Consider the following 21,809-nt stretch of genomic DNA (forward strand, 5'->3'; position numbering starts at 1 on the left):
TATTTCCTCCCTAAGGCAATGAAGGTATTTTCTCTTTCAAAACTTTTTCTATAGTATCATTTATTATTTTATTTACATCTATGTTCTGAAGATTTTGAGGAGATTGAGAAGCAGAAGGCTGTACTACATTATTCGATTGTTCATTTCTGGTATTATCATACAGAGATTTGAAAGGGTCATTTTTACCTTTTGAAAAATCTGTCTGTATTGAAGTACCACCACTGTCTTTCATTGAATAAATAAAGATCTGTAGAGTCAAAAGAAGGTTTTGCTGATTTTGGTCTTTTTCAATAGAGAAACTTTGAATATTACAAAGTCTCTTAGAATTTTGTATTTCCTTTAGAAAAGCTATAATCTCATCGTAATTACCTGAAACAGTAATATTTACGGGTATTGTCACAAAATCTTCTTTTTTCACATTACTAGTTTCTTTTTGACTTTGTCCTTGGTTTTCAAAAGTTAAGCTTTTTGCCTTTACACCTGTATCATTGATCATTTGTTGTAAATTAAAAAGAAAAATTTCTATATCCCTTTCTTCTGGTAAAATTATGCTTAATTCCTTTAGTTGAGTTTGTTGTTTGTCTAAACCTTCTTTTAAATTTTTATTGTTTAAAGTAGTTACTTGTTCTAAAATTTGTCTTTTATTTTTTAATTCAATAGATAAATTTCGTATTTCCAAAATTTTAGGAGTTAAATAATATTGATAATAAAGTGCAAAAGATCCGAGTATGACAGCAAAGTAAATTAATACCCTTTCTCTTCTTGTAAGCTTCATCTATGATACCACCTTGATTTTTACTTGTAAAATATATTTTAAAAGTCCTTTATCAGTCAAATCTATAGATTCTACTTTCACATCTTCTACATAACTTATACTTCTTAGGTTAAGCATAAAAGCTGCTATATCAGATTCTGAAAGTGCTTGCCCATTTATTTCTAAAATATTTTTTTCATACTTCAGAGAATCAATAGATACTTTTTCAGGTATATTTAAGGCTAAATTTTGCAATATACCTACTGCATCTACTTTTTGCTTTTTCAATTTTTCTATTAAGCTTTTCTTCTTTTCTATATAAGCAGATAAATTTTTTACATTTTGCTGCAACTGCGAAATATCTTTAAATTTACCTAATTCATTATCTGTATATTTTAAGTCTTGATACAATTTATTTATATATACCAGTGGAAAGGCTATTAAGACAAAAATAACAGTAGCTAAAACAAACACAAAAAAAAGGCGGGATATTTGCTTTTTTCTTCGCATTTTTTGTTCCTTTAGTTCAGCTGGTATGAGGTTTATATCCTTCAACCTATTCCCCCCTTAAAAGGCATCCATAAACAGGTAAAAAGTATAAATAATCTTCTGTTTCTGTCACAAAAGTAGGTATCCTAAAATAATCTTCCACGTATTCTCTCAAACCTAAAAGTTTAGAAGTACCACCTAACATGATAATTTTTTGTATATTTTTATGATATGTGGCATAATAAAAGTCAAATATTCTACTTAGCTGTTGAAACATTTCCGAAAAGGATAAAAGTATAGTATCTTCTATATCCTTATAGTTTTCTTCTCCAATAAATTTTTTTGACCTTTTATATTCTTCTGCTGCTTGAAAATCTATATTAAAGGCATTCGCAATTATTTGTGTAATTTTATTTCCACCAAACTCTATGCTCCTACTAAAAATGTAATTTCCGTTATTAATCACCGTCACATTGGTAACAACTGCCCCTATATCTACAACTGACACTATCCCTTCAGCTAAATTCACCTTTTTACAAGCTTTATAAATTGAATTGCTATAAATATCAATGGCTTCTAATTTTAATTTTAACATCTCTGCTAATCTAACATATTTTTCTATTATATCCTTTGGAGAAGAGGCAATCAGTACTCTAATCATTTTATCTTTCTCCGCAATATTAGGTAAATATCTATAATCTATCACATAATTTTCATAGTCAGGAATGTATTGCTCAATCTCATAGTATAAGGCCTTTTCGACTTCCTCTTCTTTCATTAGTGGCAATTCTAAATCCCTTATTACATTATTTGAGCTGGAAATAGTAAAACACACTTGTTTTTCTTTGATATTGTTCCTTTTCAAAGTCTCATTAATTACATCTGCCAATGAATTTATATCAATAATTTTACCATTAGTTATTACATTAGAAGGCGTATTTATCATTAACCTTTTACCAAAGAATTTATTCTTTTTTTCTCCAACTAATAATTTTGTATTAAAATTCCCTATTTCAATTCCAAGCATTTTTTACCTCCTAATGGCGCTTATTGTTGTTCACTTTAATAGCAGCCATTGTTATAGCTTTTATTATGTCTACCTCAAATTGCCTGACTAACTCATTTGTCTTTACATATAGTTCTCCTTCTTCTGATACAACATATTTTGGAGGTAAATTGTTAAGTGCTAAAGCTTTTATGTCCATTCTACACCTGTCGCATTTACAAACGTCTAAATCTTTCAAAACCTTATCCATCATTTGGTCAACAGCGTCTTCCATGTAATTTTTAAGATGCATAAAAACCCTCTCCCATTATTTTATTTCCCACTTAGAAACAGTAAGTGGGTCGGACGATTCGAGATTAAGTATAAGCTCTGCATATCCCTCTTTTTTGATGTTTTTGTACTCCCCTGTTGTATTTATGTGTATAATATATGTAAGCCTATTGTAATTGCTATCTAAAGTCATACTTTGTATTGTGTATTTTTGGCCAGTATCCCCTAAATACCCTGATTGAGGATATTTATAAAATACGTTTTCCTGAAGATAGTTCTGCACAAAGGAATAGATGCTTTGATATAAAAATTCTCTTGGTATTTTTTCATTAGTGTTATTTATGATATTTTGTGCCCGCTGAGATAAATCACTAAGTAATTGGTCATTAAACTCATTTTTGGCAATATCCAAAGCTGCTTCTGCAGCGTATGAAGCAGAAATAGAATTTGCGTAGGCATGTGAAATTTTATAATTAGTAATAGTAACTTCTAAAATAGCAACCCCAAGGACTGTGAGAATTAAAATCACCATTAGAGTAAATATTAGGGCAGAACCTCTCTCATTGACCATTTATATCACTCTTTCTTAAAAAAACATCTGTAGAGAGGAAAAATCTGTTTGACCCATTATCATCACTTTGCCCAATTATTTGGATATTTATCATGTTCGTACTTTTTTTAGCCACATTAAAACCATAAATCTTGACAGCTAATTCATGCCCTGCATTGCCATTGGTATAAAGAGCGTGCTTTTTTCTGTCTAGCCTTATGACAAGGCCGTCTATGTTTATGCCATGTCCATTGTCAATTACAGTAACATGAGAAGGCCCCTTTTCTAAGGCAGTTACAATGTAATTCATGGCAAATCTGACATTTTGCTCAACATCAACGTTATTCTGTGTACTTATAAAAGACTTGTATCCTGAATAATATAAAGATGAATAAATCCCTATCACAACCCCTAATATAGCCAATGTCACGATTAGTTCAATGAGGGTAAAGCCCGCCTCTTTTTTTACCACCATTTTAACCACCATGGAATGGTAAGTCTTGCACTTTCTGCCGCTTTTGTGGCAACAGCTTTTAAATTAGTCACTCCTGAATTGATTAAATTGATGACTGTACTTACCAGTTTAGGAACTTCTATAATAGACTCCAACCCAAAAGCAGGTATTACTACAAAAAGTATGAATAAAGCAGTCCATATAGCGATAACAATTATTGCTATTAAATTCAATACATAATTTACTACTCTATCAAAGACGTTTCCTTTAGAACCACCTGAAAAAGGCATATAAACAGGCGTATAAGCTGTAATAGCCGTTTTAGGTGCCACTACATAAAGGGTATAAAAAGGAGTGCTTGAACCAGCTTTGCTGACTCTAATTTCATATTGAGAAAGTCCATCACCTGAATCTGTGACATGCTGCTCTACATAAGGCAAAAAGCCTTCTTCTTCAAAAATCTCTGCTACTTTTGACAGATCAGAATTATCCTTTACAATTCCAGCTTTTATGTTTTCTGCAATTGTCTGTGCAATTGTAGCTTCTTTTGTCTTTATCTTAGAGTTAGCAGAAGTTATAGCAGATTGACTAAAAATACCCAAAAGAGGTATTGCTACTATTGCAAATATAGCTATTGAGACAAGTACCTCTATTAAAGTCATGCCTTTATTATCCTTTAAAATTTTCATAAAATCACTCCTAATAATTCCCCTTTATCATAATACGCCCTGTAGCAGGAAGCAAAGTTATATAAATTTCTTTTTTGTCATTTTTTAAAGTTATTGTACAACCTCCAGTAGATGGAACCCCCATATGATTAAATCTTATTTCTTTTTGTATATTTTTCTCTATTAGAATTCCTTTAGGCAAATCCTTTGTCTTAATATTTTTATCGTCCTCATATCTATTTATGTAATAACCAGTCTTATCGGGTTTGATTTCAAAATATAAATTTTCTCTTTCGAAAATACTTTTGTGCTGTATGTACCTTAAGTCATTTACAACCTCACGTGCAATCAGAGTAAGCCTTATATTTGACTTCGTCGTATCAAAAAAGTCAGTCGAAGGAATAACTATAAGAACTATAACTGTAAAAATTGCCAAAACCGTTACAAGCTCTATTAAAGTTAATCCTTCATCTCTTTTCATAAGCTTAACCTCTTATGAATTTTATATAATAGTTAAGAATCTCATACCCATACAAAATTGAAATAAACCATGCAAAAGAAATATAAGGTGCAAAAGGAATATAATCTTTTCTTCCTTTAATTTTCAAAGCTACTAATATAACTCCTCCTAATGCTCCAATGATTACAGAAAGGAAAAGCACTAAAATTGTAAGCTTCCATCCTATAAAAAATCCAATTAAAGCCATCAATTTTATGTCCCCTCCTCCCATCTCTCCTCTTGAAATTAAAGAGATGAGAAGGAGAATTCCTCCACCTAAGACTAAACCCAACACATAATCCAAAAATCCATAATTGTACATTAACAATCGAAAGATTATAGCACCTACAAATCCTGCAATAATTATTTTATTTGGCACTATTTTGTGTTCCATATCAATAAAACTTATTGAAATCAATATAGAAGCTAAAAACATGTAAGAAAAAGCTTTAAAATCTAAACCAAATTTATAGTAAATTATCAAAAACACAATTCCAGTCAATGCTTCAACAACAGGATACCTTATTGAAATTTTTTCTCCGCAATACCTACATCTTCCTTTAAGTAAAATATAACTCAATATAGGCATTAAATCAATAGTTTTTAATTCATGTCCACATTTAGGGCAATGAGAAGGAGGATAGACTATTGACTCTTTTCTTGGCACTCTGTGTATGACCACATTTAAAAAACTTCCTATAATTGTGCCGAATAAAAATATGAGTATGTAAAGTAGTATTTTCATAATGACCTCCTAAAAAAATAATAGGAAGGGCACAAAAGTGCCCTGGATTATTTAATTATTTCATATGGAGCAGTAGCTAAAATTGCTCCATTATCAATAGACACTTGAACTTTATGATTATTTTTATCAAGAGTAATTACAAATTTGCTTCCGCTAGATTGAGGTATGTAATTATCAGCTAAATAATGTTCATTGTATAATTGATCCACTGTAGGGATATTATCATCACTACCCTTATCCAGAATCCATCTTGCTGCTGCATCTGCTATAATTTGTGCTGAAGCCTTATCAGCTTTTTCTTTAGAACTAGTTAATGTCCCTGTGAATTGAGGCACTGCAATGGCTGCCAGTACACCTAAAATTGCAATGACAACAATCAATTCAATTAGTGTAAAACCTCTCTCATCCTTGTTTAATGCTTTTACAAACCATTCCATCCTTTTTCACCCCCTTTCCCAATATCACTGGCCTATGAAATTGTATAATTGGAACAGCGGCATGACAATTGAAATAACTATAAATCCTACCACTGTCGCTAGTATAACAATTATTAAAGGCTCTAGAAGAGTTGTCATTTGTGACACGGCTGTATCCACTTCTCCGTCATAAAAATCCGCAGTTTTATTTAATATGCTGTCCAATGAACCTGAACTTTCACCAATACTTATCATCTGAATTACCATTGGCGGGAAAATGCCAATTCTTTTTAAAGGATCAGAAAGAGGTAAGCCTTTTTTTATATCCTCTTGCGCTTTTTTAAGTCCCTCTGCTACTACTATATTACCCACAACTTTTTCTACTACTTCCATCGCCGCAATCAAGGGTATTCCTGCGTTTATTAAAGTCCCTAAAGTCCTTGTAAATCTCGAAGTTAAAATTTTTCTGTTCAATGATCCAAAGATTGGCATGTTTAAAAGCATTCTATCATAAATGCGCCTTCCTTCAGGTGTCTTCAAAAAACTCGAAATCGAATAAGAAATCAGGAAAATTCCTCCTGTGTAAAAGTACCAATATTGAGATATAGAGCTGCTTATAGCAATTAATATTCGAGTAGGAAGAGGCAACTGGACTCCAGCATTTTTAAACATACCTACAAAAATAGGTAAAACATTTGTCAAAAGAAAAATAACAACTAATACAGCTACAACAGATACAATAAGAGGATAAGTCAAGGCAGATTTTACCTTCTGATTTAGGTCATTTTCTTTTTCATAGTGGTCTGCCATTTCATTCATAACTTTATCCAAAGTACCACTTACTTCTCCTACTTCCACCATATTGTACAAAAGCATAGGAAAAACTTCTCCATGTTTTTTCATCGCATCAGATAAAGTCTTCCCCTTCTGAACTTCTTCATAAACTTCGCTTATAGCTTTTTTTAATCTCTTATTCTCCACTTGTTCCTTCATAGTGGCCAAAGCAGTCACTATGGTAATACCTGCATTTATCAAGGTAGCAAATTGCCTGCAAAAAACAGCAATGTCTTTTATCTTAACCTTTTTAAAAGAACCAAAATCTAATATATCCTGTTTTACAATTTCTTCTTTGATATCAATTATATAATAATTTTTTTGCTTTAAAACGTCAATGCACTGAGACTTAGAATCAACTTCCAAAGTCCCTGTAACGAGATTTCCTCCCATATCCCTTGCCCTATATGCATACAACGGCATATAATCACCTCTATATCATGCGAGAAAAATTCTCTTGGTCCACACAATAGTTCAATGCATCCTCCAAAGAAATAACTCCTCTTTTTAACAGATGTAAAATAGACATATCCATTGTCATCATGCCAAACTTGCTGCCTGTTTGAACTGCCGACTGTATCTGGAAAGTCTTCCCTTCTCTTATGAGATTTCTTATAGCAGGAGTAGTAATCATCACTTCTGTCGCAACTACTCTGCCAGTGTTGTCCTTTTTAGGTATAAGCTGTTGAGAAATAATTCCCTCTAAAACATTTGAAAGCTGTATTTTTATCTGCTGCTGTTGATGGGGAGGAAAAACATCAATAATCCTATCGATCGTCTTTACAGCTCCTATTGTGTGAAGAGTGGATAAAACAAGATGGCCTGTCTCAGCAGCAGTTATGGCAATTTGAATAGTTTCTAAATCCCTCATCTCTCCAACTAATATAACATCTGGGTCTTCCCTTAAAGCAGCCCTTAAAGCAGAAGCGAAAGATGCCGCATCATGCCCAATTTCTCTTTGATTTACTATGCTTTTGTTGTGTTTATGTAAATATTCTATAGGGTCTTCAAGGGTAAGAATATGGCATGTCCTTTTAGAATTTATCCAGTCCACCATTGAAGCTAACGTAGTAGATTTACCACTACCTGTAGGCCCTGTCACCAGTATAAGCCCTCTTGTCTTTAAAGCTAAGTCTTTAAGTATTGGAGGAAGCCCCAATTCTTCTATGGAAGGAATCCGCAAAGCTACTGACCTTATTGCAAGACTATAACTTCCCCTCTGTTTATAGACATTTATTCTAAACCTTCCTAATCCTGTAACTGAATAAGACAAGTCAATGTCCCCATTTTGCTCTAATTTTCGCAATTGGTCACTTGTCAATAAATCTTTCACTATTTCTTCTGTCTGCCCAGGAGTGAAAGGTTCACCTTCTACTTTTTCTAAATAACCATTAATTCTAAGAACTGGAGGCACTCCCACCGTTATATGCAAATCAGAAGCTTTTTTTTCAACTACTAATTCTAAAAGTCCTTTTGTATCCATATGCATCAATCCTCGTACGTTAGTCGTAACATTTCATCAATTGTAGTTTTTCCTTCTAAGACAAGTCTTTTGGCACTTTCCCTTAAAGTTTTCATTCCATTTTTCACCGCTTGTTCTTTAATTACATCAGAAGAAGCTTTAGAGTTTATAAGCTCTCTGATATCAGAAGTGATAATCATTATCTCATATATAGGAATTCTTCCTCTATATCCTGTTTTATTACAAACAGGGCATCCTTTTCCTCTGGATAAAGTAATGTCTTCCTTCTCCTCTAATCCCAGTATTTTTTTCTCACTCTCTGAAGCTTTATAAGAAATTTTACAATTATCGCATATTTTTCTCGCTAGCCTTTGAGCAATAACTCCAACCACAGCAGAAGAAACAAGATAAGGCTCTATACCCATATCAATAAGCCTTGTCACTGCCCCTGCTGCATCATTTGTGTGCAGAGTAGAAAGAACCAAATGCCCCGTTATAGCAGAGCGAATAGCTATCTCTGCAGTTTCTGTATCCCTAATTTCTCCAATCATGACGACATCCGGATCTTGTCTTAAAATAGACCGAAGAGCAGTAGCAAAAGTAAGACCTGCTTTTTCATTAACTTGCACTTGATTTATTCCTTCTATTGAATACTCAACAGGGTCTTCAACAGTTATTATATTGATATTAGGTTTGTTAAGCTCTTTTAACATGGCGTACAAAGTTGTGGTTTTTCCACTGCCTGTAGGACCAGTCAAAAGTACTATACCATGAGGTCTTTTTATCAGCTTATCAAAAAGTGCCACGTCTTTTTCATCAAAGCCCAACTGTTCTTTTGTCATCACGAAATTTTCTTTATCCAAAAGCCTTAAAACTAATTTTTCTCCAAAAACAGTAGGCAAAGAAGAAACCCTCACATCTATATTCTTTTCGTTTGAAACAAACTCAAACCTTCCGTCCTGTGGAAGTCTCCTCTCTGCAATATTCATGCTTGCCATTATTTTTATCCTTGTTACCACTGGAGCATGAGTGCTTTTTATAGTTCTCATAGCCTCTGTTAATTGTCCATCTATCCTAAATCGAATTCGCAAGTCCTTCTCTGTAGGTTCAATGTGAATATCTGAAGCTCTATTTTTTATTGCCTGTTCAATTATAGAATTTACAAAGCGTACAGCAGGCGCATTTTGCACTTCTTCCAGAATTTCATTTGGCAGCTCATTCGCAGGTTCACTTTGGAATTCCTTTTTGAAATCTTGGACTGCTTTCTCTGCCTGTTCTCTTCCGTAAATTCTATCTATAGCTTTTAGAATGCTACTTTCAGAAGCAATCAATGGTTTTACATTTTGCTTTGTTAAAATTTTTACATCGTCAATAGCAAAGATATTGAGAGGATCTGCCATTGCTACCAATACACCATCTTCATCTTTTTTTATAGGAATAATAGTATGTCTTTTAGCAACAGCCTCGGGAATTAATTTTGCCACATCTGGGTCAATATAGTATTTTTGCAAATCTACATGTGGAATGCCTAATTGAAATTCTAAAGCCTCTAGTATTTGATTTTCTGTAACATACCCCAATTTAATAAGAACTTTTCCTAATTTTTCTCCTGTTTTATTCTGAACTTCTATTGCGTGTTTTAGTTGTTCTTCTGTTATAAGCCCTACCTCAACTAAAAGCTCTCCTAGCTTTTTCTTGGCCATAAAATATACCTCCAAAAATAATAAAGCCGACATAAAGCCGGTTGCACCACTGTATCCGTGAGGCATAAAGTGCCCACATATAGCCTCACTTCATCTACTCTTTATAAAATATTCTACAAATTATTCATAATTCCTTCTTTTAAATGCATGTATACTAAATTTTTGTCGAAAAATCCCCCTGTCCATAATTTGAAAGAATAATTAGCTTGATTTACCAACATAGAAAGTCCATTAGAATATTTTATTCCATTTTTTTTAGCATATTTTAAAAAAACAGTTTCAAGAGGATTATATATAACATCATAGACAAATTTAGCCTTTGAAACTACTTTTTCACTTACAGGTGAATCTTCAACCTTTGGATACATTCCTACGCTTGTAGTATTAACAAGCATGTCTATTTCTGGTATTTCTTCTACTTCATTTATACTGCAGTAATCACATGGAATCTTAAATTCTTTCTTAATGTACTCTGACAAATCTTTTGCTCTCTCAACACTTCTATTAGCAACTATTATCGAATCTATTCCATCTAAAGCAAGTGCGACACAAACAGCCTTAGAAGCTCCACCAGCTCCTAAAACAACCGCTTTTCTTCTTTCAATTTTTTCCCCTGCTTCTATTAATGAATCTATGAAGCCATAAACATCCGTATTATATCCTTTTAATATTCCTTCTTCATTAACTACAGTATTGACTGCGCCAATTTTTAATGCTTCTTCTGAGACCACATCTAGGTATTCAATTATTTTCTCCTTATGAGGGACAGTTACATTAACTCCTCTTATTCCTAAAGCTTTTACTCCTTTTACCGCTTCTTCAAGCTTTTCCGGTAAAACATCAAAAACTGTGTAGACACAATTTAAATCTAAAGAATTAAAAGCATAGTTATGTATTAAAGGCGATAAACTATGTTCTACAGGATGGCCTATAAGACCATATAGTTTAGTATTTGCATTAATTTTCATATTCCTCAATCCTTTTAAGTACGTGTCTTTCTGCCCTTCTCATAAGCTTAGTCCACCCTAATTCCTCTTGAGATAAAGGTTTTACCAAAATAGTGTACAATCCTGCTCTTTTCCCACCAAAAATATCAGTAAATATTTGGTCTCCTATTAAGGCAGTCTCATTAGGCTTAGCATCTAAAATTTTTAAAGCTTTTTTAAAAGCTCCTTTTCTCGGTTTAATAGCCCAAGCTATTCCAGGTACACCAACTTTTTCTTTAAACTCATTCACTCTTCTTTTAGTGTTATTTGAAATAAGGCAAATTTTAAATCCTTCTTTTTTTACTTTTTCAAGCCATTCAATAGTCGTTTTATCGGGAAATTTTGATTTTTGAGGCACTAAAGTGTTGTCAATATCTAAGACAAGACTGGTAATTCCCTTTTCTTTTAAAAAGTCTAAATTGATATCATAGATATTTTCCACTATAATATCAGGAATTAACTTTTTATACATATCTTCACCTCATTTAGTTAAAATTATATAATAAAAAAAAATAAACTGTCAATACAAACAGTTTTACATAGAAAGCTCTTTAAAAAGCTTATTTAAAGCCTTCTTCTCAATCCTTGAAACATATGATCGAGATATACCTAGCATCTTTGCTATTTCTCTTTGAGTCCTCACTTTTCCATTATATAACCCGTATCTCATTTCTATAATTAACCGTTCTCTATTTTTTAAAACGCTGTTCATTTTACTGTACAATTTTTTAATTTGAAGTTTTTTCTCCACTTGCTCTGATATTTCATCTTCCTCTGTGCCAAGGACATCCATTAAAGATATCTCATTGCCCTCTTTATCAACACCAATAGGGTCTTGGAGAAAAATCTCTCCTTTCATCTTTTTTTCCGCTCGTATAGACATAAGTATTTCATTTTCTATACATCTAGCTGCATATGTGGCAAGATGAGTACCTTTTGAAGAATCAAAAGTAGAAATTGCTTTTATAAGCCCTATTGTTCCAATAGATATTAAATCATCTATATCTTTACCTGTGCCACTGTACTTTTTAACAACATGAGCTACCAACCTTAAGTTTCTTTCTATTAAAATATTCCTCGCTTCCTCATCACCGTTTTTATAAGCCTCTAAATATTTCTTTTCTTCTTCTGGAGTAAGTGGATTGGGAAAAGAGTTGGTGTTTGTCAAGTAACCAAGATTTAAGAGTTCCTTTACAATTGATGCCAAAATTGCAACAACAACTTCCCACATTGCCGCCACCCCTTTTTTTAGCATTACACATCTATTATATGTGTTTTATTTAAAATAGTGCACGTACATCAATATTTCATTATTTTCTCTGCTATTTCTTTGAAAAGAGGGGCAGCTTTAGTTCCTCCAGTATCTCCATTCTTTACAAAAATCGAAATTGCATATTTAGGCTTATCAAAAGGAACAAAACCTGTAAACCAAGCATGATATATATTTAGCTCCTTGCTAACTTCAGCAGAACCTGTTTTACCAGCACTACCATAGGTAGTCTCAGCCCTTTTCCCTGTCCCTTCTTGGTCAATAACCACTTCTCTCATCATTTCTTTTAAAATTTTGGCTGTTTTTTCGCTTATCACTCTGTAAGACTTTTTTTGAGACAATTTTTCAATTTCTTTCCCTTCTTCATCAACTATTGCAGTCACTAAACGTGGAACATTTCTAACACCGTTATTAGCAATTGTCGCTGCGATATCAGCTGCTTGAAGAGGCGTCATCAGCACATCTCCTTGCCCTATTGACAAATTCCCAATACCTGCTCCATAAGTATCAGACAATTTAGGCAATCTCCCTATTTGCTCAGGTATTGGCAGACCATCATCACTTTCTATTCCAAATTTTCTCGCCATCTCCAAAATATTTTTGGCCCCTGTTATTTGCCCAATCTTTATAAAAGTAGTATTGCAGGAAACTGCAAAACCTTTTACCATGTTTATTACTCCATGACTTTCTCCTTTGTAATCGTGAAATATTATTCCATTTATATCATAACTACCACTGCAATAAAAAGTATCTTGTAAATTCACTTTATTATATTCTAACGCTGCAGCAGCTACTACAATTTTAAAAATAGAGCCAGGGGGATACATTGAGACAGCTTTGTTTATAAATTCTTCGTTAGAGCTATTTAAATAAGCTTGAATATTATTTTGGTCAAAATTAGGTCTACTTGCCATTGCAAGTATATCACCTGTTTTTATATCTAATACCACTGCTGCTCCATCTACCATATTCTTGTCAAGAACATTCTCTACTGCCTTTTGTATGTGATAATCAAGAGTAGTTTTTACCCCCAAAACTTCTTTTCCAGAAGTTTTTAACCTTACTCCTAACCCTTTTATATAATCAGTATTATTCCCATCAGTAAACACTGCAATGCTATCTTCCCTTTTGCTATTTAAAATTCCATCAAAAGTATCTTCTAAACCCATCTTTTTCTCTCCTACATACCCAATTACATGTCTTGCTAAAGAATTTTGCGAATACCTTTGAGGCAAAGCTAACTTAAAAATGCCTATAGGTAATTTGGTGTCTAAATTAAATTTAACTTCATATTCCACATAATCTTTTGCACTGCGAAGGGACTTTAATACATCCTCATAGTCTACTGCAGCAATCTCACTTATAACCTTAGCGGCTTTTTCTTTGTCAGTTAACATTTTAGGTATCGCAAATATATATTCTTTATATTCTCTATCTGTAAAAGGAATCATATTCCTGTCGTATATTTCTCCTCTTCTCTCCAAAATTTTAAAGCTTCTAATTTTTTGTTCCACTGCTTTTTGAGAATAAAAATCTCCTTTGATTATCTGAATGTAAAAAAGCCTAAAAATCAATGTTAACATTAAAATTGACAAAACTACCCTCAAAAAAACAATCCTATAATTCCTATTTTCCATAAAACTTTGCTCCTTTCAGGAAAAAGTATTCCCAAAAGGAGCAAGTTTTAACCTAATTTTTAATTTCTCGACGCAGTATAAAAAATTCTTCTACAGGATACTTTACAGGAATTTTTACTATCATTTGAGGATGGGGAGCTACCTCAATCTCATTTCCTTCTTCATCCCACATTTTTTCAATTTGCTGCTCAAACTCTACTTTAGGACCCATAATCTCAATTTTATCTCCCACAAACATCCTATTTCTTTGCTCTACAACAGCAATTCCCCTGTTTGGGTCATATTCTTTTACAATTCCTACAAAATCATGAGTCCGGATATATTTTGAAGACTCATAATTTTGAGCATCAGGACCTGGTTTGCCAAAATAAAACCCCGTGGTAAATCCTCTGTGACTTGCTTTAGCAACCTCTTCAAGAAGTTTTTTGTCAAAAACATAATCTCTTCCTTTTTCAAGGTAATCGTCAATCGCCTTTCTGTAAGCCCTTGTCACTACAGCAACATAGTAAGCACTCTTGTTTCTTCCCTCAATTTTAAAGCTTGTAACTCCAGCCTCAACAAGTTCCGGAATGTACTCTATCATGCATAGGTCTTTAGAATTCATAATATATGTGCCCCTTTCATCTTCGAAAATGGGCATATACTCTCCTGGCCTTTTTTCTTCTACAAGATAATATTTCCACCGGCAAGGTTGTGCACATTCTCCTTTATTAGAATCTCTTCCTGTAAGGTAATTACTTAAAAGGCACCTTCCTGAGTAAGAAATGCACATAGCTCCATGGACAAATGCCTCTAATTCTAAAGTTTTTGGTGTTTTCTCTCTTATTTCTTTTATTTCCTTTAAAGATAGTTCCCTTGCCAGAATTATTCTTTTTGCACCTAAATTATGCCAAAACAGAGCACTTTTATAATTCACATTATTTGCTTGCGTACTTATATGAACATCTACTTCAGGAGCTACTTCTTTTACAATAGAAAAAATCCCTGGGTCAGAAAGAATAATAGCATCTATGCCAAGGTCAACGACTGATTTAATGTATTCAGGCAATCCTTCCAAATCCTCATTGTGGGGAAAGATATTTATAGTAATATATGCTTTTTTTCCACTTTTCCTCACATACTTTATTGCCTCTTTTATCTCTTCAAGGGTCAAACCAACAGAAGCCCTTAAACTATAATGTTTCCCTCCAAAATATACCGCATCTGCTCCGTAATTTATAGCTATTTTTAACCTTTCCAAATCTCCAACCGGTGCCAAAAGCTCTAACATGATTATTCCTCCTTAAAGCTTACCGCTAATCCGTCTCCTAAAGGCAAAATTACCGTGTACAAAGTTTTATCTTGATATAATATTTCTATAAATTCTCTCATTCTGTACACAATAGTTCTTCTCTTATGTTTTACATTTTTCTCATTTACAACATATCCCTTATACAAAATATTGTCCCACAAGATTACGCCCTCTTTGCTTAAAAGTCTTTTCAGCTCTTTGTAAAATTCTATATATTGCCCTTTCGCCGCATCTACAAAAATCAAATCGTACATCTTAGTTAAATTTGGAAGAACTTGTTGTGCTTCTCCACAAATAAGCTCGATTCTATCTTCTACTTTTGCTTTCTTAAAATTTTCTTTAGCTATTTCAGCCAAATTTATATCCCTTTCAATAGTAACTACACTAACTTCTGAATAAGCTTTTGCCATTATTATAGTAGAATAGCCAATAGCGGTACCTATCTCTAATATATTGTTAGGCTTTTTTAGCTTCACAATAAAACTTAAAAAATCAGCGACCTCCGGTTTCGCAATAGGGATATAATTTTCGTAGGCATATTTCTCTATCTCATCTAAAGGATATCCAAATTTATGAGTTATCCCTCTTACAAATTTTATATCATTTGGAGTTATTTCCATAGCTCAACCCTTTCATTTAGTATTATTATTTTCATTTGCTTCAATTTCTTTCTGAGCTTTTAAATGGTCTTCATAAGTTATACTGAAAATATGAGACCCATCTTTCTTTGCAACATAATAGTAAAAGTCATGCTTAGCTGGAAAAAGAGCTGCTTTAATAGATTTAAGTCCAGGATTGCAAATGGGACCTATAGGAAGTCCATAGTGTTGGTAGGTATTGTAAGGGGAATCTACCTCCAAATCTTTGTACAAAAGTTTATCCTTGTGTTCCCCTAATGCATATTGTACAGTGGCATCTATTTGTAGTTTCATATGTTTTTTTAAACGGTTGTATATAACACCTGCAATTAAAGGTCTATCTTTATCTACCACAGCTTCTTTTTCTATCATAGAAGCTATTATCACAATTTGATCAGGTGTCATTCCTACATATTTCGCATTATCCTTTATAGTACTATTATAAACTTGTTGAAACCTGTTAAGCATAATATTTATTATTTCTTTTTCGCCAGCCTCTACAGGTATTTGATAAGTATCGGGAAAAAGGTACCCTTCTAATCTACTCGGTCTATCTTTAGGTATATCTTTAAAAAAATCATAGTTAAAAGTATCTCTTTGTGCAACTTCTAAAAATTTATCTTTATTTACTAATCCTAATTGCGATAACTTATCGGCTATATCTTTAACAGTATATCCTTCTGGAATCGTCACTTTTATTGTCTCCTCTTGTGCTTTACCTGCAAATATTTTCCTGATTATTTGATCAGTACTCATGTTAGGGCTTAAAAGGTATTTTCCTGCTTGTAATTTTCCATCAGTACCTAAAACTTTTGCTCTCCATATAAAAAACCATTCATTCTTAATTAAATTATTCTCTTTTAATACCTTGGCTATTTGTACGGTAGAATACCCTTTGGGAATATTTACAATCTTTTGAGGTGCATCACTTGTAGTAGTTACTGGTTGAAAAAGACTTTGATAGTATACAAAAGCAGAAAAAAAGAAAAAAAGTATAGTTACTACTACCACAGCATATCTGCTTTTTCTTTTGTATTCGACATTATTCATTACATTTCTCTCCCTTGGGTAGGTATATCTAAATTATATAATTAATTAAAAATAAGTAAGCTTTCCGCTTACCTCAGACTTAGACAAACTTTCGTAAAGGAGATATTTTGCAATCGGTGCGACTTGTTACAAAGCGATAACAAAACTTAGCAAGACAGAGGGCGGAGGCAGGGCCGAAGCCACGGATGGCGGAGGCGGGCACCTTAAGGCATGGAGGCCGATTGTGCCCGGTACCCTGCCGGAGTCCGAAGGTCGAGCTTTAGTTTTGTCGCTTTGGAACATCGGAACGACGATGCAAAATATCTCCTTTTAAAATTTTTTAACTTTGTCAACAAACTGAAGTAAGCTTTCCGCTTACCTGTTTTTATAAAGAATACTTATCTTTTAATCTTTTATATACTGTAACCACTACATACCCAAATACACCTGTCACAATAGCTTCACTTAAAGCGATATATAAAGCTACAAGATAATAGGGCATTTTCGTGAAATAACTTACCCATATTGAAACAATAATGGCATTTAATATTATAGGAGGCAATATACCTTTGTAAAAGATATTAGTCCTTGATGTAAGGTACGCAGCAAGTAATGTCACTAAACTTCCACCTAAAATATCGAGAAGTCCAAAAGGGCTTCCTATATTGGCTAATAAGCATCCTATAAAAACCCCCCATATTGCTGCCGGCTCTACCATGGGTAATACAACTAAAGATTCAGATATTCTAAATTGAATAGGGCCATAAGAAACACTCCCTAAAAGAATAGTAACAACAAAGTAAATGGCTGCAATGACTCCTGCTTTTACAATGTACTTAGTATCTATTCTTTTCATCTACTTCATCTCCATCGGTTCCATGATTATTTTTAGTATATCATCCATTATCTTGCCAAGAGTATACTCTAGAGACAAGTAAGAACTTATCTCAGGATTAAGATTTAATATCTCCCATAGCTTTTCTAACACTTCTTTTTCTTTAGGATCTATTTTTTCCCCTGCTAACTCTTTAGCTTGTATTTCTAATTGTTTTTTTCTAAAATCTTCTAACATTTTCTTATTTTGCTCATTTTCATTTATTTTTTGATATGCCTCTTTTAAAGCTTTGTATTCTGGCAACTGTCTTATAGCATTAGCCAGTTCATAAGCTTTATCGTAGACATTCATATTTAAGAGCCTCCTGGTTAAATTTCCATTATGATTGGCAATATCATAGGGTTTCTCTTAGTTTTTTCATATAAGAAGCTGCTTAAATTGTCTTTTATCATTGATTTTATAGTAGCCCATTCGCTAATTTCCTCTTTCTCACACTTTGATAACACATCTCTGACAATATTTTTGGATTCCTCCATTAAATCCTCCGATTCTCTCACATATACAAATCCTCTCGAAATTATGTCGGGACCCGCTATAATTCCTCCAGTCTCTTTAGAAATAGTAACTACTACTACTAACAAGCCATCTTGAGCCAAATGTTTTCTATCTCTTAAAACAATATTCCCCACATCCCCAACTCCCAAGCCATCTACTAAGACTTTGCCAGCTGTTACTGTCCCCGCAATTCTTCCGGAATTTTTTGTAAACTCTAACACTGTTCCATTATCTACCACAAAGATATTTTGAGGAGGCATTCCCAAAGTCTCTGCAAGCTTAGCATGCTGAACTAAATGTCTGTATTCACCATGAACAGGAATGAAGAATTTAGGTTTTATTAATGTATTAAGTAGCTTAATCTCTTCTTGACAGGCGTGACCTGATACGTGAATATCTGCCAATGCTTCATAAATTACATTGGCACCTTTTTTAAATAATTGGTTGATGACGCGAGAAATAAGTTTTTCATTTCCCGGAATAGCAGAAGCAGAAATTATCACTGTATCTCCTGGTACAATCTCTACTTTTTTATGCTCAGAAGAAGCCATTCTGGTAAGAGCTGACATAGGTTCCCCTTGGCTGCCTGTCGTTATAATGACAACTTTATCATGAGGCAATTTATTGGCTTCATCAATATCAATCAAAAGGCCATCAGGAACAATTAAATAGCCTAATTCCATCGCTACATTAACTACATTTAACATGCTTCTGCCTGAAATAGCAACCTTTCTTCCGTACTTGTGAGCAGAATCTATAATTTGTTGTACTCTGTGGATGTTAGAAGCAAAAGTTGCCACTATAATTCGCTGTTCTGCTTTCCTGAATAGATTGTCAAAAGTTTCTCCTACTGTCCTTTCTGACATGGTATAACCCGGTCTTTCAATATTAGTACTATCGCACAACATCACAAGTACCCCTTTTTCCCCTAACTGGGCAAAGCGGTGTAAGTCTGGTATTTCTCCCCCTATAGGAGTAAAGTCTATTTTGAAATCTCCCGAGTGGAAAACCGTCCCAACAGGAGTATGAATAGCTAAAGCCGCAGAATCTGCAATACTATGAGAAGTTCTTACAAACTCCACTTTAAACTGACCAATTTCGACAATCTCTCTCGGCTTCACTGTTATCAATTTACTATCTTTTAAAATACCCTGTTCTTTTAACTTATATTCTACTAAACCTATAGTCAGACGAGTCCCATACACAGGAACATTAAGTTGTTTTAAGACATAGGGTAATGCCCCAATATGGTCTTCGTGACCATGAGTTAAAACAATTGCTCTTACTTTTTCCCGATTTTTCAATAAATAAGTAATGTCGGGAATGACAAGGTCTATTCCCAACATTTCATCATCTGGAAAAGCAAGACCGCAATCCACAACTATAATGTCATTTCCGAATTCAAAAACCGTCATGTTTTTGCCGATCTCATTTAACCCGCCCAACGGTATTATTTTGAGTTTTGCCTTGTGTGCCAAATACTTATCTCCTTTCATTAGATATTTTTAGCTTTAATTTTATTTTCCCCCAAAAACCCAAAAACACTTACCCGTACCTTACACCAGTTAATATAAATTATACTTTATTTGAAAGGATACTTCAACCCTGTTAATGTAAATTATTTCTCAAATAAAAGCTAATTTAATTATAACTCTTCCTACATTTGCTACAATAACCAAAGAATTTCACGTTGTGATCTATTATTTCAAAATCTTTAGTTTTTTCTATTGCCTCTTCTAAATTCTCCAAAAGGTCTCCTTCCATTTCTATAACTGCTCCACATTTCAAACAAATAAGATGATGATGCTGATGGTTTTCATTATGATATAGCTCGTATCTATTTCGACCATCGTCAAAATTTAATTTATAAACAATACCTAATTCCTCAAATAACTGAAGGGTCCTGTAAACCGTAGCAAGCCCTATTTCAGGATATTTTAACCTTACAAGGTCATATATTTCCTCAGATGAAAGATGTTTATCCCTATTTTCCATAATAACGTCCAATATCACACGCCTTTGAGTTGTCAACTTATATCCTTTATCTTTTAATTTTTCTTTAAATTTTTCAATTTCATTCATCTAAATCACCGCCAAATAATATCAACTACTATTAGTTTATGATATTCATTTTCAATTGTCAAACACTTTTTTGATTTTTTAGCAAATATCAAACTTTATATTAGAGAAAGATATTTCAATTGAGAATCTTATTCCTCTTTTACATAGAAATCAAATTTTGAGGATATATAAAATTAAGATATACCAAAGCGGTATACCTTAATTAATTTCATTCTAATTTTAATTTACTCTTCATCGTCAAAATCTTCATCATCATAATATTCTTCATACTCTTCCATCAACTCATTGTATGCTTCGACAGCATCGTTGAACTCGTCTTCGTCTTCAATCCCTACAAAAATATCATTGCCATTTTCATCTTGTTCCACTCTCAAGATGTAAGCATCTTCTCCATCACCATCGACAGGGACCACAACTGCATACCTGGTATCGTCAAGGTCAAATGATGCTACAAGTTCGAAGTCTACTTCATGGCCGTGCTCGTCGATTAACTGAATGATTTCTGGTTCCATACTATTTCACCTCAATTCTACTTCAAGATAATGTAATTGTATAACATACCAAAAAGACTGTCAAGTTTTTAATAAAAATTTATTTATTTTTTTGTGAATCTAAGTAGTTCTGAAGTATAAGAACTGCAGCCAGCTTATCAATTACTTCTTTTCTCTTTGCCCTACTTATATCAGCACTTTCTATTAAAACTCTCTCCGCTTCTACTGTAGTAAGCCTTTCATCCCATAATATTATTGGTATATTAATAGCTTCCCTCAAGCGTTCAACAAATCTCACAACTTTTTGTCCTTGTGGTCCCAAAGTCCCACTCATATTCTTAGGTAATCCTACAATTATCATTCCCACTTCATATTTATTTATTATTTGTTTTATTCTCTCAAAGTCTTTTTTGTTACTACTTCTTTTAATAGTAGTAAGTCCCTGTGCAATTGTGCCTGATAAGTCACTTATAGCGACCCCGATTGTTTTATCCCCAACATCTAAACTCATAATCCTCAAAAAAATCTCTCCATTCTAAAATTGCCTCACTTTGTGTGAGGAAATCAGTTTGTTGACAAAGTTAAAAAATTTTCAAAGGAGATATTTTGCATCGTCGTTCCGATGTTCCAAAGCGACAAAACTAAAGCTCGACCTTCAGGCTCCGGCAGGGTACCGGGCACAATCGGCATCCATGCCTTAAGGTGCCCGCCTCCGCCATCCGTGGCTTCGTCCCTGCCTCCGCCCTCTGTCTTGCTAAGTTTTGTTATCGCTTTGTAACAAGTCGCACCGATTGCAAAATATCTCCTTTACGAAAGTTTGTCTACAGTCTGATTGCCTCACTTTGTGTGAGGCAATTTCATTTTTCTTATTTTGGGGAAGACAAATACTCTCTCAAAAGTTCTTCTACTAATTCATCTCTTTCAATTTTTCTTATCAAATTTCTCGCATTTTTATGGCTGGTTATATAAGTAGGGTCCCCAGACAATATATAACCTACTATTTGATTAATTGGATTATAACCTTTTTCAGAAAGTGCTTCATACACTGCTGTCAATATCTCTTTAACAGTTTTTCTATCAGTTGTAACGTGATACCTTTGAGTTTGTTCGTTTTTATCTACCATAATATATCACCTCTAGATACA

The 21,809-nt window shown here is 33.4% G+C and carries 27 protein-coding genes and 1 riboswitch; all 27 genes read right to left on the bottom strand.

Annotation, left to right across the window (positions count from 1 at the left end; translation table 11 throughout):
* Positions 1 to 10: 10 nt before the first annotated feature.
* Positions 11 to 775, bottom strand: a complete 765-nt coding sequence (locus BUB32_RS04450) for a type IV pilus inner membrane component PilO (protein ID WP_072967803.1) — start codon at positions 773 to 775, stop codon at positions 11 to 13.
* Positions 776 to 1,309 carry a PilN domain-containing protein gene (locus BUB32_RS04455; RefSeq protein ID WP_072967805.1) on the bottom strand — a complete coding sequence of 178 codons (534 nt, stop codon included), beginning with the start codon at positions 1,307 to 1,309 and terminating at the stop codon, positions 776 to 778.
* A gap of 1 nt (position 1,310) precedes the next feature.
* On the bottom strand, positions 1,311 to 2,270 hold the full coding sequence (gene pilM / locus BUB32_RS04460; RefSeq protein ID WP_072967807.1) for a type IV pilus assembly protein PilM: 960 nt from the start codon (positions 2,268 to 2,270) through the stop codon (positions 1,311 to 1,313).
* A 10-nt stretch (positions 2,271 to 2,280) separates the two neighbouring features.
* Complete coding sequence (locus BUB32_RS04465) at positions 2,281 to 2,541, bottom strand: late competence development ComFB family protein (protein ID WP_003869819.1); 261 nt, start codon at positions 2,539 to 2,541, stop codon at positions 2,281 to 2,283.
* A 15-nt stretch (positions 2,542 to 2,556) separates the two neighbouring features.
* Positions 2,557 to 3,090 carry a pilus assembly PilX family protein gene (locus BUB32_RS04470; protein WP_072967809.1) on the bottom strand — a complete coding sequence of 178 codons (534 nt, stop codon included), beginning with the start codon at positions 3,088 to 3,090 and terminating at the stop codon, positions 2,557 to 2,559.
* A complete protein-coding gene (locus BUB32_RS04475) occupies positions 3,080 to 3,544 on the bottom strand; it encodes a PilW family protein (protein ID WP_072967811.1) in 465 nt (154 codons plus the stop codon). The genes BUB32_RS04470 and BUB32_RS04475 overlap by 11 nt, the downstream gene beginning before the upstream one ends.
* Positions 3,535 to 4,212 carry a type IV pilus modification PilV family protein gene (locus tag BUB32_RS04480; protein ID WP_072967813.1) on the bottom strand — a complete coding sequence of 226 codons (678 nt, stop codon included), beginning with the start codon at positions 4,210 to 4,212 and terminating at the stop codon, positions 3,535 to 3,537. Before BUB32_RS04480 ends, BUB32_RS04475 begins: the two co-directional genes overlap by 10 nt.
* A 10-nt stretch (positions 4,213 to 4,222) precedes the next feature.
* Positions 4,223 to 4,672, bottom strand: coding sequence for a prepilin-type N-terminal cleavage/methylation domain-containing protein (locus BUB32_RS04485; protein ID WP_072967815.1), 450 nt, complete (start codon positions 4,670 to 4,672; stop codon positions 4,223 to 4,225).
* A gap of 4 nt (positions 4,673 to 4,676) precedes the next feature.
* Positions 4,677 to 5,435 (bottom strand): prepilin peptidase, encoded by a 759-nt coding sequence (locus BUB32_RS04490; protein WP_072967817.1) that lies wholly within the window; start codon positions 5,433 to 5,435, stop codon positions 4,677 to 4,679.
* A 47-nt stretch (positions 5,436 to 5,482) separates the two neighbouring features.
* Positions 5,483 to 5,872, bottom strand: a complete 390-nt coding sequence (locus tag BUB32_RS04495; protein WP_072967819.1) for a type II secretion system protein — start codon at positions 5,870 to 5,872, stop codon at positions 5,483 to 5,485.
* A 24-nt stretch (positions 5,873 to 5,896) separates the two neighbouring features.
* Positions 5,897 to 7,108 carry a type II secretion system F family protein gene (locus BUB32_RS04500; protein ID WP_072967820.1) on the bottom strand — a complete coding sequence of 404 codons (1,212 nt, stop codon included), beginning with the start codon at positions 7,106 to 7,108 and terminating at the stop codon, positions 5,897 to 5,899.
* Positions 7,109 to 7,118: 10 nt separating this feature from the next.
* Positions 7,119 to 8,168, bottom strand: coding sequence for a type IV pilus twitching motility protein PilT (locus BUB32_RS04505; protein WP_072967881.1), 1,050 nt, complete (start codon positions 8,166 to 8,168; stop codon positions 7,119 to 7,121).
* Positions 8,169 to 8,173: 5 nt separating this feature from the next.
* Positions 8,174 to 9,850, bottom strand: a complete 1,677-nt coding sequence (gspE, locus tag BUB32_RS04510) for a type II secretion system ATPase GspE (RefSeq protein ID WP_072967822.1) — start codon at positions 9,848 to 9,850, stop codon at positions 8,174 to 8,176.
* Between the two features lie 26 nt (positions 9,851 to 9,876).
* A riboswitch (cyclic di-GMP riboswitch) is annotated at positions 9,877 to 9,960 on the bottom strand.
* A gap of 3 nt (positions 9,961 to 9,963) precedes the next feature.
* Positions 9,964 to 10,818, bottom strand: coding sequence for a shikimate dehydrogenase (aroE, locus tag BUB32_RS04515; RefSeq protein WP_072967824.1), 855 nt, complete (start codon positions 10,816 to 10,818; stop codon positions 9,964 to 9,966).
* Positions 10,808 to 11,308 (bottom strand): YqeG family HAD IIIA-type phosphatase, encoded by a 501-nt coding sequence (locus BUB32_RS04520; protein WP_072967826.1) that lies wholly within the window; start codon positions 11,306 to 11,308, stop codon positions 10,808 to 10,810. Before BUB32_RS04520 ends, aroE begins: the two co-directional genes overlap by 11 nt.
* Positions 11,309 to 11,371: 63 nt before the next feature.
* Entirely contained in the window at positions 11,372 to 12,067 is a 696-nt protein-coding gene (gene sigK, locus BUB32_RS04525; RefSeq protein ID WP_072967828.1) for an RNA polymerase sporulation sigma factor SigK, read from the bottom strand.
* A gap of 68 nt (positions 12,068 to 12,135) precedes the next feature.
* Positions 12,136 to 13,743, bottom strand: coding sequence for a peptidoglycan D,D-transpeptidase FtsI family protein (locus tag BUB32_RS04530; RefSeq protein ID WP_072967830.1), 1,608 nt, complete (start codon positions 13,741 to 13,743; stop codon positions 12,136 to 12,138).
* Positions 13,744 to 13,795: 52 nt separating this feature from the next.
* Positions 13,796 to 15,013 carry a peptidase U32 family protein gene (locus tag BUB32_RS04535; protein WP_072967832.1) on the bottom strand — a complete coding sequence of 406 codons (1,218 nt, stop codon included), beginning with the start codon at positions 15,011 to 15,013 and terminating at the stop codon, positions 13,796 to 13,798.
* A gap of 2 nt (positions 15,014 to 15,015) precedes the next feature.
* Complete coding sequence (locus BUB32_RS04540) at positions 15,016 to 15,654, bottom strand: O-methyltransferase (protein WP_072967840.1); 639 nt, start codon at positions 15,652 to 15,654, stop codon at positions 15,016 to 15,018.
* A 12-nt stretch (positions 15,655 to 15,666) separates the two neighbouring features.
* On the bottom strand, positions 15,667 to 16,722 hold the full coding sequence (mltG, locus tag BUB32_RS04545; protein ID WP_072967842.1) for an endolytic transglycosylase MltG: 1,056 nt from the start codon (positions 16,720 to 16,722) through the stop codon (positions 15,667 to 15,669).
* A gap of 364 nt (positions 16,723 to 17,086) precedes the next feature.
* Positions 17,087 to 17,557, bottom strand: a complete 471-nt coding sequence (locus BUB32_RS04550; RefSeq protein ID WP_072967844.1) for a QueT transporter family protein — start codon at positions 17,555 to 17,557, stop codon at positions 17,087 to 17,089.
* On the bottom strand, positions 17,558 to 17,887 hold the full coding sequence (locus tag BUB32_RS04555) for a YlbF family regulator (RefSeq protein ID WP_072967846.1): 330 nt from the start codon (positions 17,885 to 17,887) through the stop codon (positions 17,558 to 17,560).
* Between the two features lie 17 nt (positions 17,888 to 17,904).
* Complete coding sequence (locus BUB32_RS04560) at positions 17,905 to 19,569, bottom strand: ribonuclease J (RefSeq protein WP_084726979.1); 1,665 nt, start codon at positions 19,567 to 19,569, stop codon at positions 17,905 to 17,907.
* Between the two features lie 163 nt (positions 19,570 to 19,732).
* Positions 19,733 to 20,173, bottom strand: coding sequence for a Fur family transcriptional regulator (locus BUB32_RS04565; protein ID WP_003868472.1), 441 nt, complete (start codon positions 20,171 to 20,173; stop codon positions 19,733 to 19,735).
* 224 nt (positions 20,174 to 20,397) lie between these two features.
* Positions 20,398 to 20,685 carry a DUF1292 domain-containing protein gene (locus BUB32_RS04570; protein ID WP_003869798.1) on the bottom strand — a complete coding sequence of 96 codons (288 nt, stop codon included), beginning with the start codon at positions 20,683 to 20,685 and terminating at the stop codon, positions 20,398 to 20,400.
* Positions 20,686 to 20,764: 79 nt separating this feature from the next.
* Positions 20,765 to 21,184 (bottom strand): Holliday junction resolvase RuvX, encoded by a 420-nt coding sequence (ruvX, locus tag BUB32_RS04575; protein ID WP_072967850.1) that lies wholly within the window; start codon positions 21,182 to 21,184, stop codon positions 20,765 to 20,767.
* Between the two features lie 346 nt (positions 21,185 to 21,530).
* Positions 21,531 to 21,788 carry an IreB family regulatory phosphoprotein gene (locus BUB32_RS04580; RefSeq protein ID WP_072967852.1) on the bottom strand — a complete coding sequence of 86 codons (258 nt, stop codon included), beginning with the start codon at positions 21,786 to 21,788 and terminating at the stop codon, positions 21,531 to 21,533.
* Positions 21,789 to 21,809 lie beyond the last annotated feature (21 nt).

Origin of the sequence: Thermoanaerobacter uzonensis DSM 18761, assembly GCF_900129115.1 — a bacterium.
Lineage (GTDB): Bacteria > Bacillota > Thermoanaerobacteria > Thermoanaerobacterales > Thermoanaerobacteraceae > Thermoanaerobacter > Thermoanaerobacter uzonensis.

What these genes read in the sequence shown, in the direction of transcription:
- BUB32_RS04450 (WP_072967803.1), bottom strand. Translation starts at nt 775, where the DNA reads ATGAAGCTTACAAGAAGAGAAAGGGTATTAATTTACTTTGCTGTCATA.
- pilM (WP_072967807.1), bottom strand. Translation starts at nt 2,270, where the DNA reads ATGCTTGGAATTGAAATAGGGAATTTTAATACAAAATTATTAGTTGGA.
- BUB32_RS04465 (WP_003869819.1), bottom strand. Translation starts at nt 2,541, where the DNA reads ATGCATCTTAAAAATTACATGGAAGACGCTGTTGACCAAATGATGGAT.
- BUB32_RS04470 (WP_072967809.1), bottom strand. Translation starts at nt 3,090, where the DNA reads ATGGTCAATGAGAGAGGTTCTGCCCTAATATTTACTCTAATGGTGATT.
- BUB32_RS04475 (WP_072967811.1), bottom strand. Translation starts at nt 3,544, where the DNA reads ATGGTGGTAAAAAAAGAGGCGGGCTTTACCCTCATTGAACTAATCGTG.
- BUB32_RS04480 (WP_072967813.1), bottom strand. Translation starts at nt 4,212, where the DNA reads ATGAAAATTTTAAAGGATAATAAAGGCATGACTTTAATAGAGGTACTT.
- BUB32_RS04485 (WP_072967815.1), bottom strand. Translation starts at nt 4,672, where the DNA reads ATGAAAAGAGATGAAGGATTAACTTTAATAGAGCTTGTAACGGTTTTG.
- BUB32_RS04490 (WP_072967817.1), bottom strand. Translation starts at nt 5,435, where the DNA reads ATGAAAATACTACTTTACATACTCATATTTTTATTCGGCACAATTATA.
- BUB32_RS04495 (WP_072967819.1), bottom strand. Translation starts at nt 5,872, where the DNA reads ATGGAATGGTTTGTAAAAGCATTAAACAAGGATGAGAGAGGTTTTACA.
- BUB32_RS04500 (WP_072967820.1), bottom strand. Translation starts at nt 7,108, where the DNA reads ATGCCGTTGTATGCATATAGGGCAAGGGATATGGGAGGAAATCTCGTT.
- BUB32_RS04505 (WP_072967881.1), bottom strand. Translation starts at nt 8,168, where the DNA reads ATGGATACAAAAGGACTTTTAGAATTAGTAGTTGAAAAAAAAGCTTCT.
- gspE (WP_072967822.1), bottom strand. Translation starts at nt 9,850, where the DNA reads ATGGCCAAGAAAAAGCTAGGAGAGCTTTTAGTTGAGGTAGGGCTTATA.
- aroE (WP_072967824.1), bottom strand. Translation starts at nt 10,818, where the DNA reads ATGAAAATTAATGCAAATACTAAACTATATGGTCTTATAGGCCATCCT.
- BUB32_RS04520 (WP_072967826.1), bottom strand. Translation starts at nt 11,308, where the DNA reads ATGTATAAAAAGTTAATTCCTGATATTATAGTGGAAAATATCTATGAT.
- sigK (WP_072967828.1), bottom strand. Translation starts at nt 12,067, where the DNA reads ATGTGGGAAGTTGTTGTTGCAATTTTGGCATCAATTGTAAAGGAACTC.
- BUB32_RS04530 (WP_072967830.1), bottom strand. Translation starts at nt 13,743, where the DNA reads ATGGAAAATAGGAATTATAGGATTGTTTTTTTGAGGGTAGTTTTGTCA.
- BUB32_RS04535 (WP_072967832.1), bottom strand. Translation starts at nt 15,013, where the DNA reads ATGTTAGAGCTTTTGGCACCGGTTGGAGATTTGGAAAGGTTAAAAATA.
- BUB32_RS04540 (WP_072967840.1), bottom strand. Translation starts at nt 15,654, where the DNA reads ATGGAAATAACTCCAAATGATATAAAATTTGTAAGAGGGATAACTCAT.
- mltG (WP_072967842.1), bottom strand. Translation starts at nt 16,722, where the DNA reads ATGAATAATGTCGAATACAAAAGAAAAAGCAGATATGCTGTGGTAGTA.
- BUB32_RS04550 (WP_072967844.1), bottom strand. Translation starts at nt 17,557, where the DNA reads ATGAAAAGAATAGATACTAAGTACATTGTAAAAGCAGGAGTCATTGCA.
- BUB32_RS04555 (WP_072967846.1), bottom strand. Translation starts at nt 17,887, where the DNA reads ATGAATGTCTACGATAAAGCTTATGAACTGGCTAATGCTATAAGACAG.
- BUB32_RS04565 (WP_003868472.1), bottom strand. Translation starts at nt 20,173, where the DNA reads ATGAATGAAATTGAAAAATTTAAAGAAAAATTAAAAGATAAAGGATAT.
- BUB32_RS04570 (WP_003869798.1), bottom strand. Translation starts at nt 20,685, where the DNA reads ATGGAACCAGAAATCATTCAGTTAATCGACGAGCACGGCCATGAAGTA.
- BUB32_RS04580 (WP_072967852.1), bottom strand. Translation starts at nt 21,788, where the DNA reads ATGGTAGATAAAAACGAACAAACTCAAAGGTATCACGTTACAACTGAT.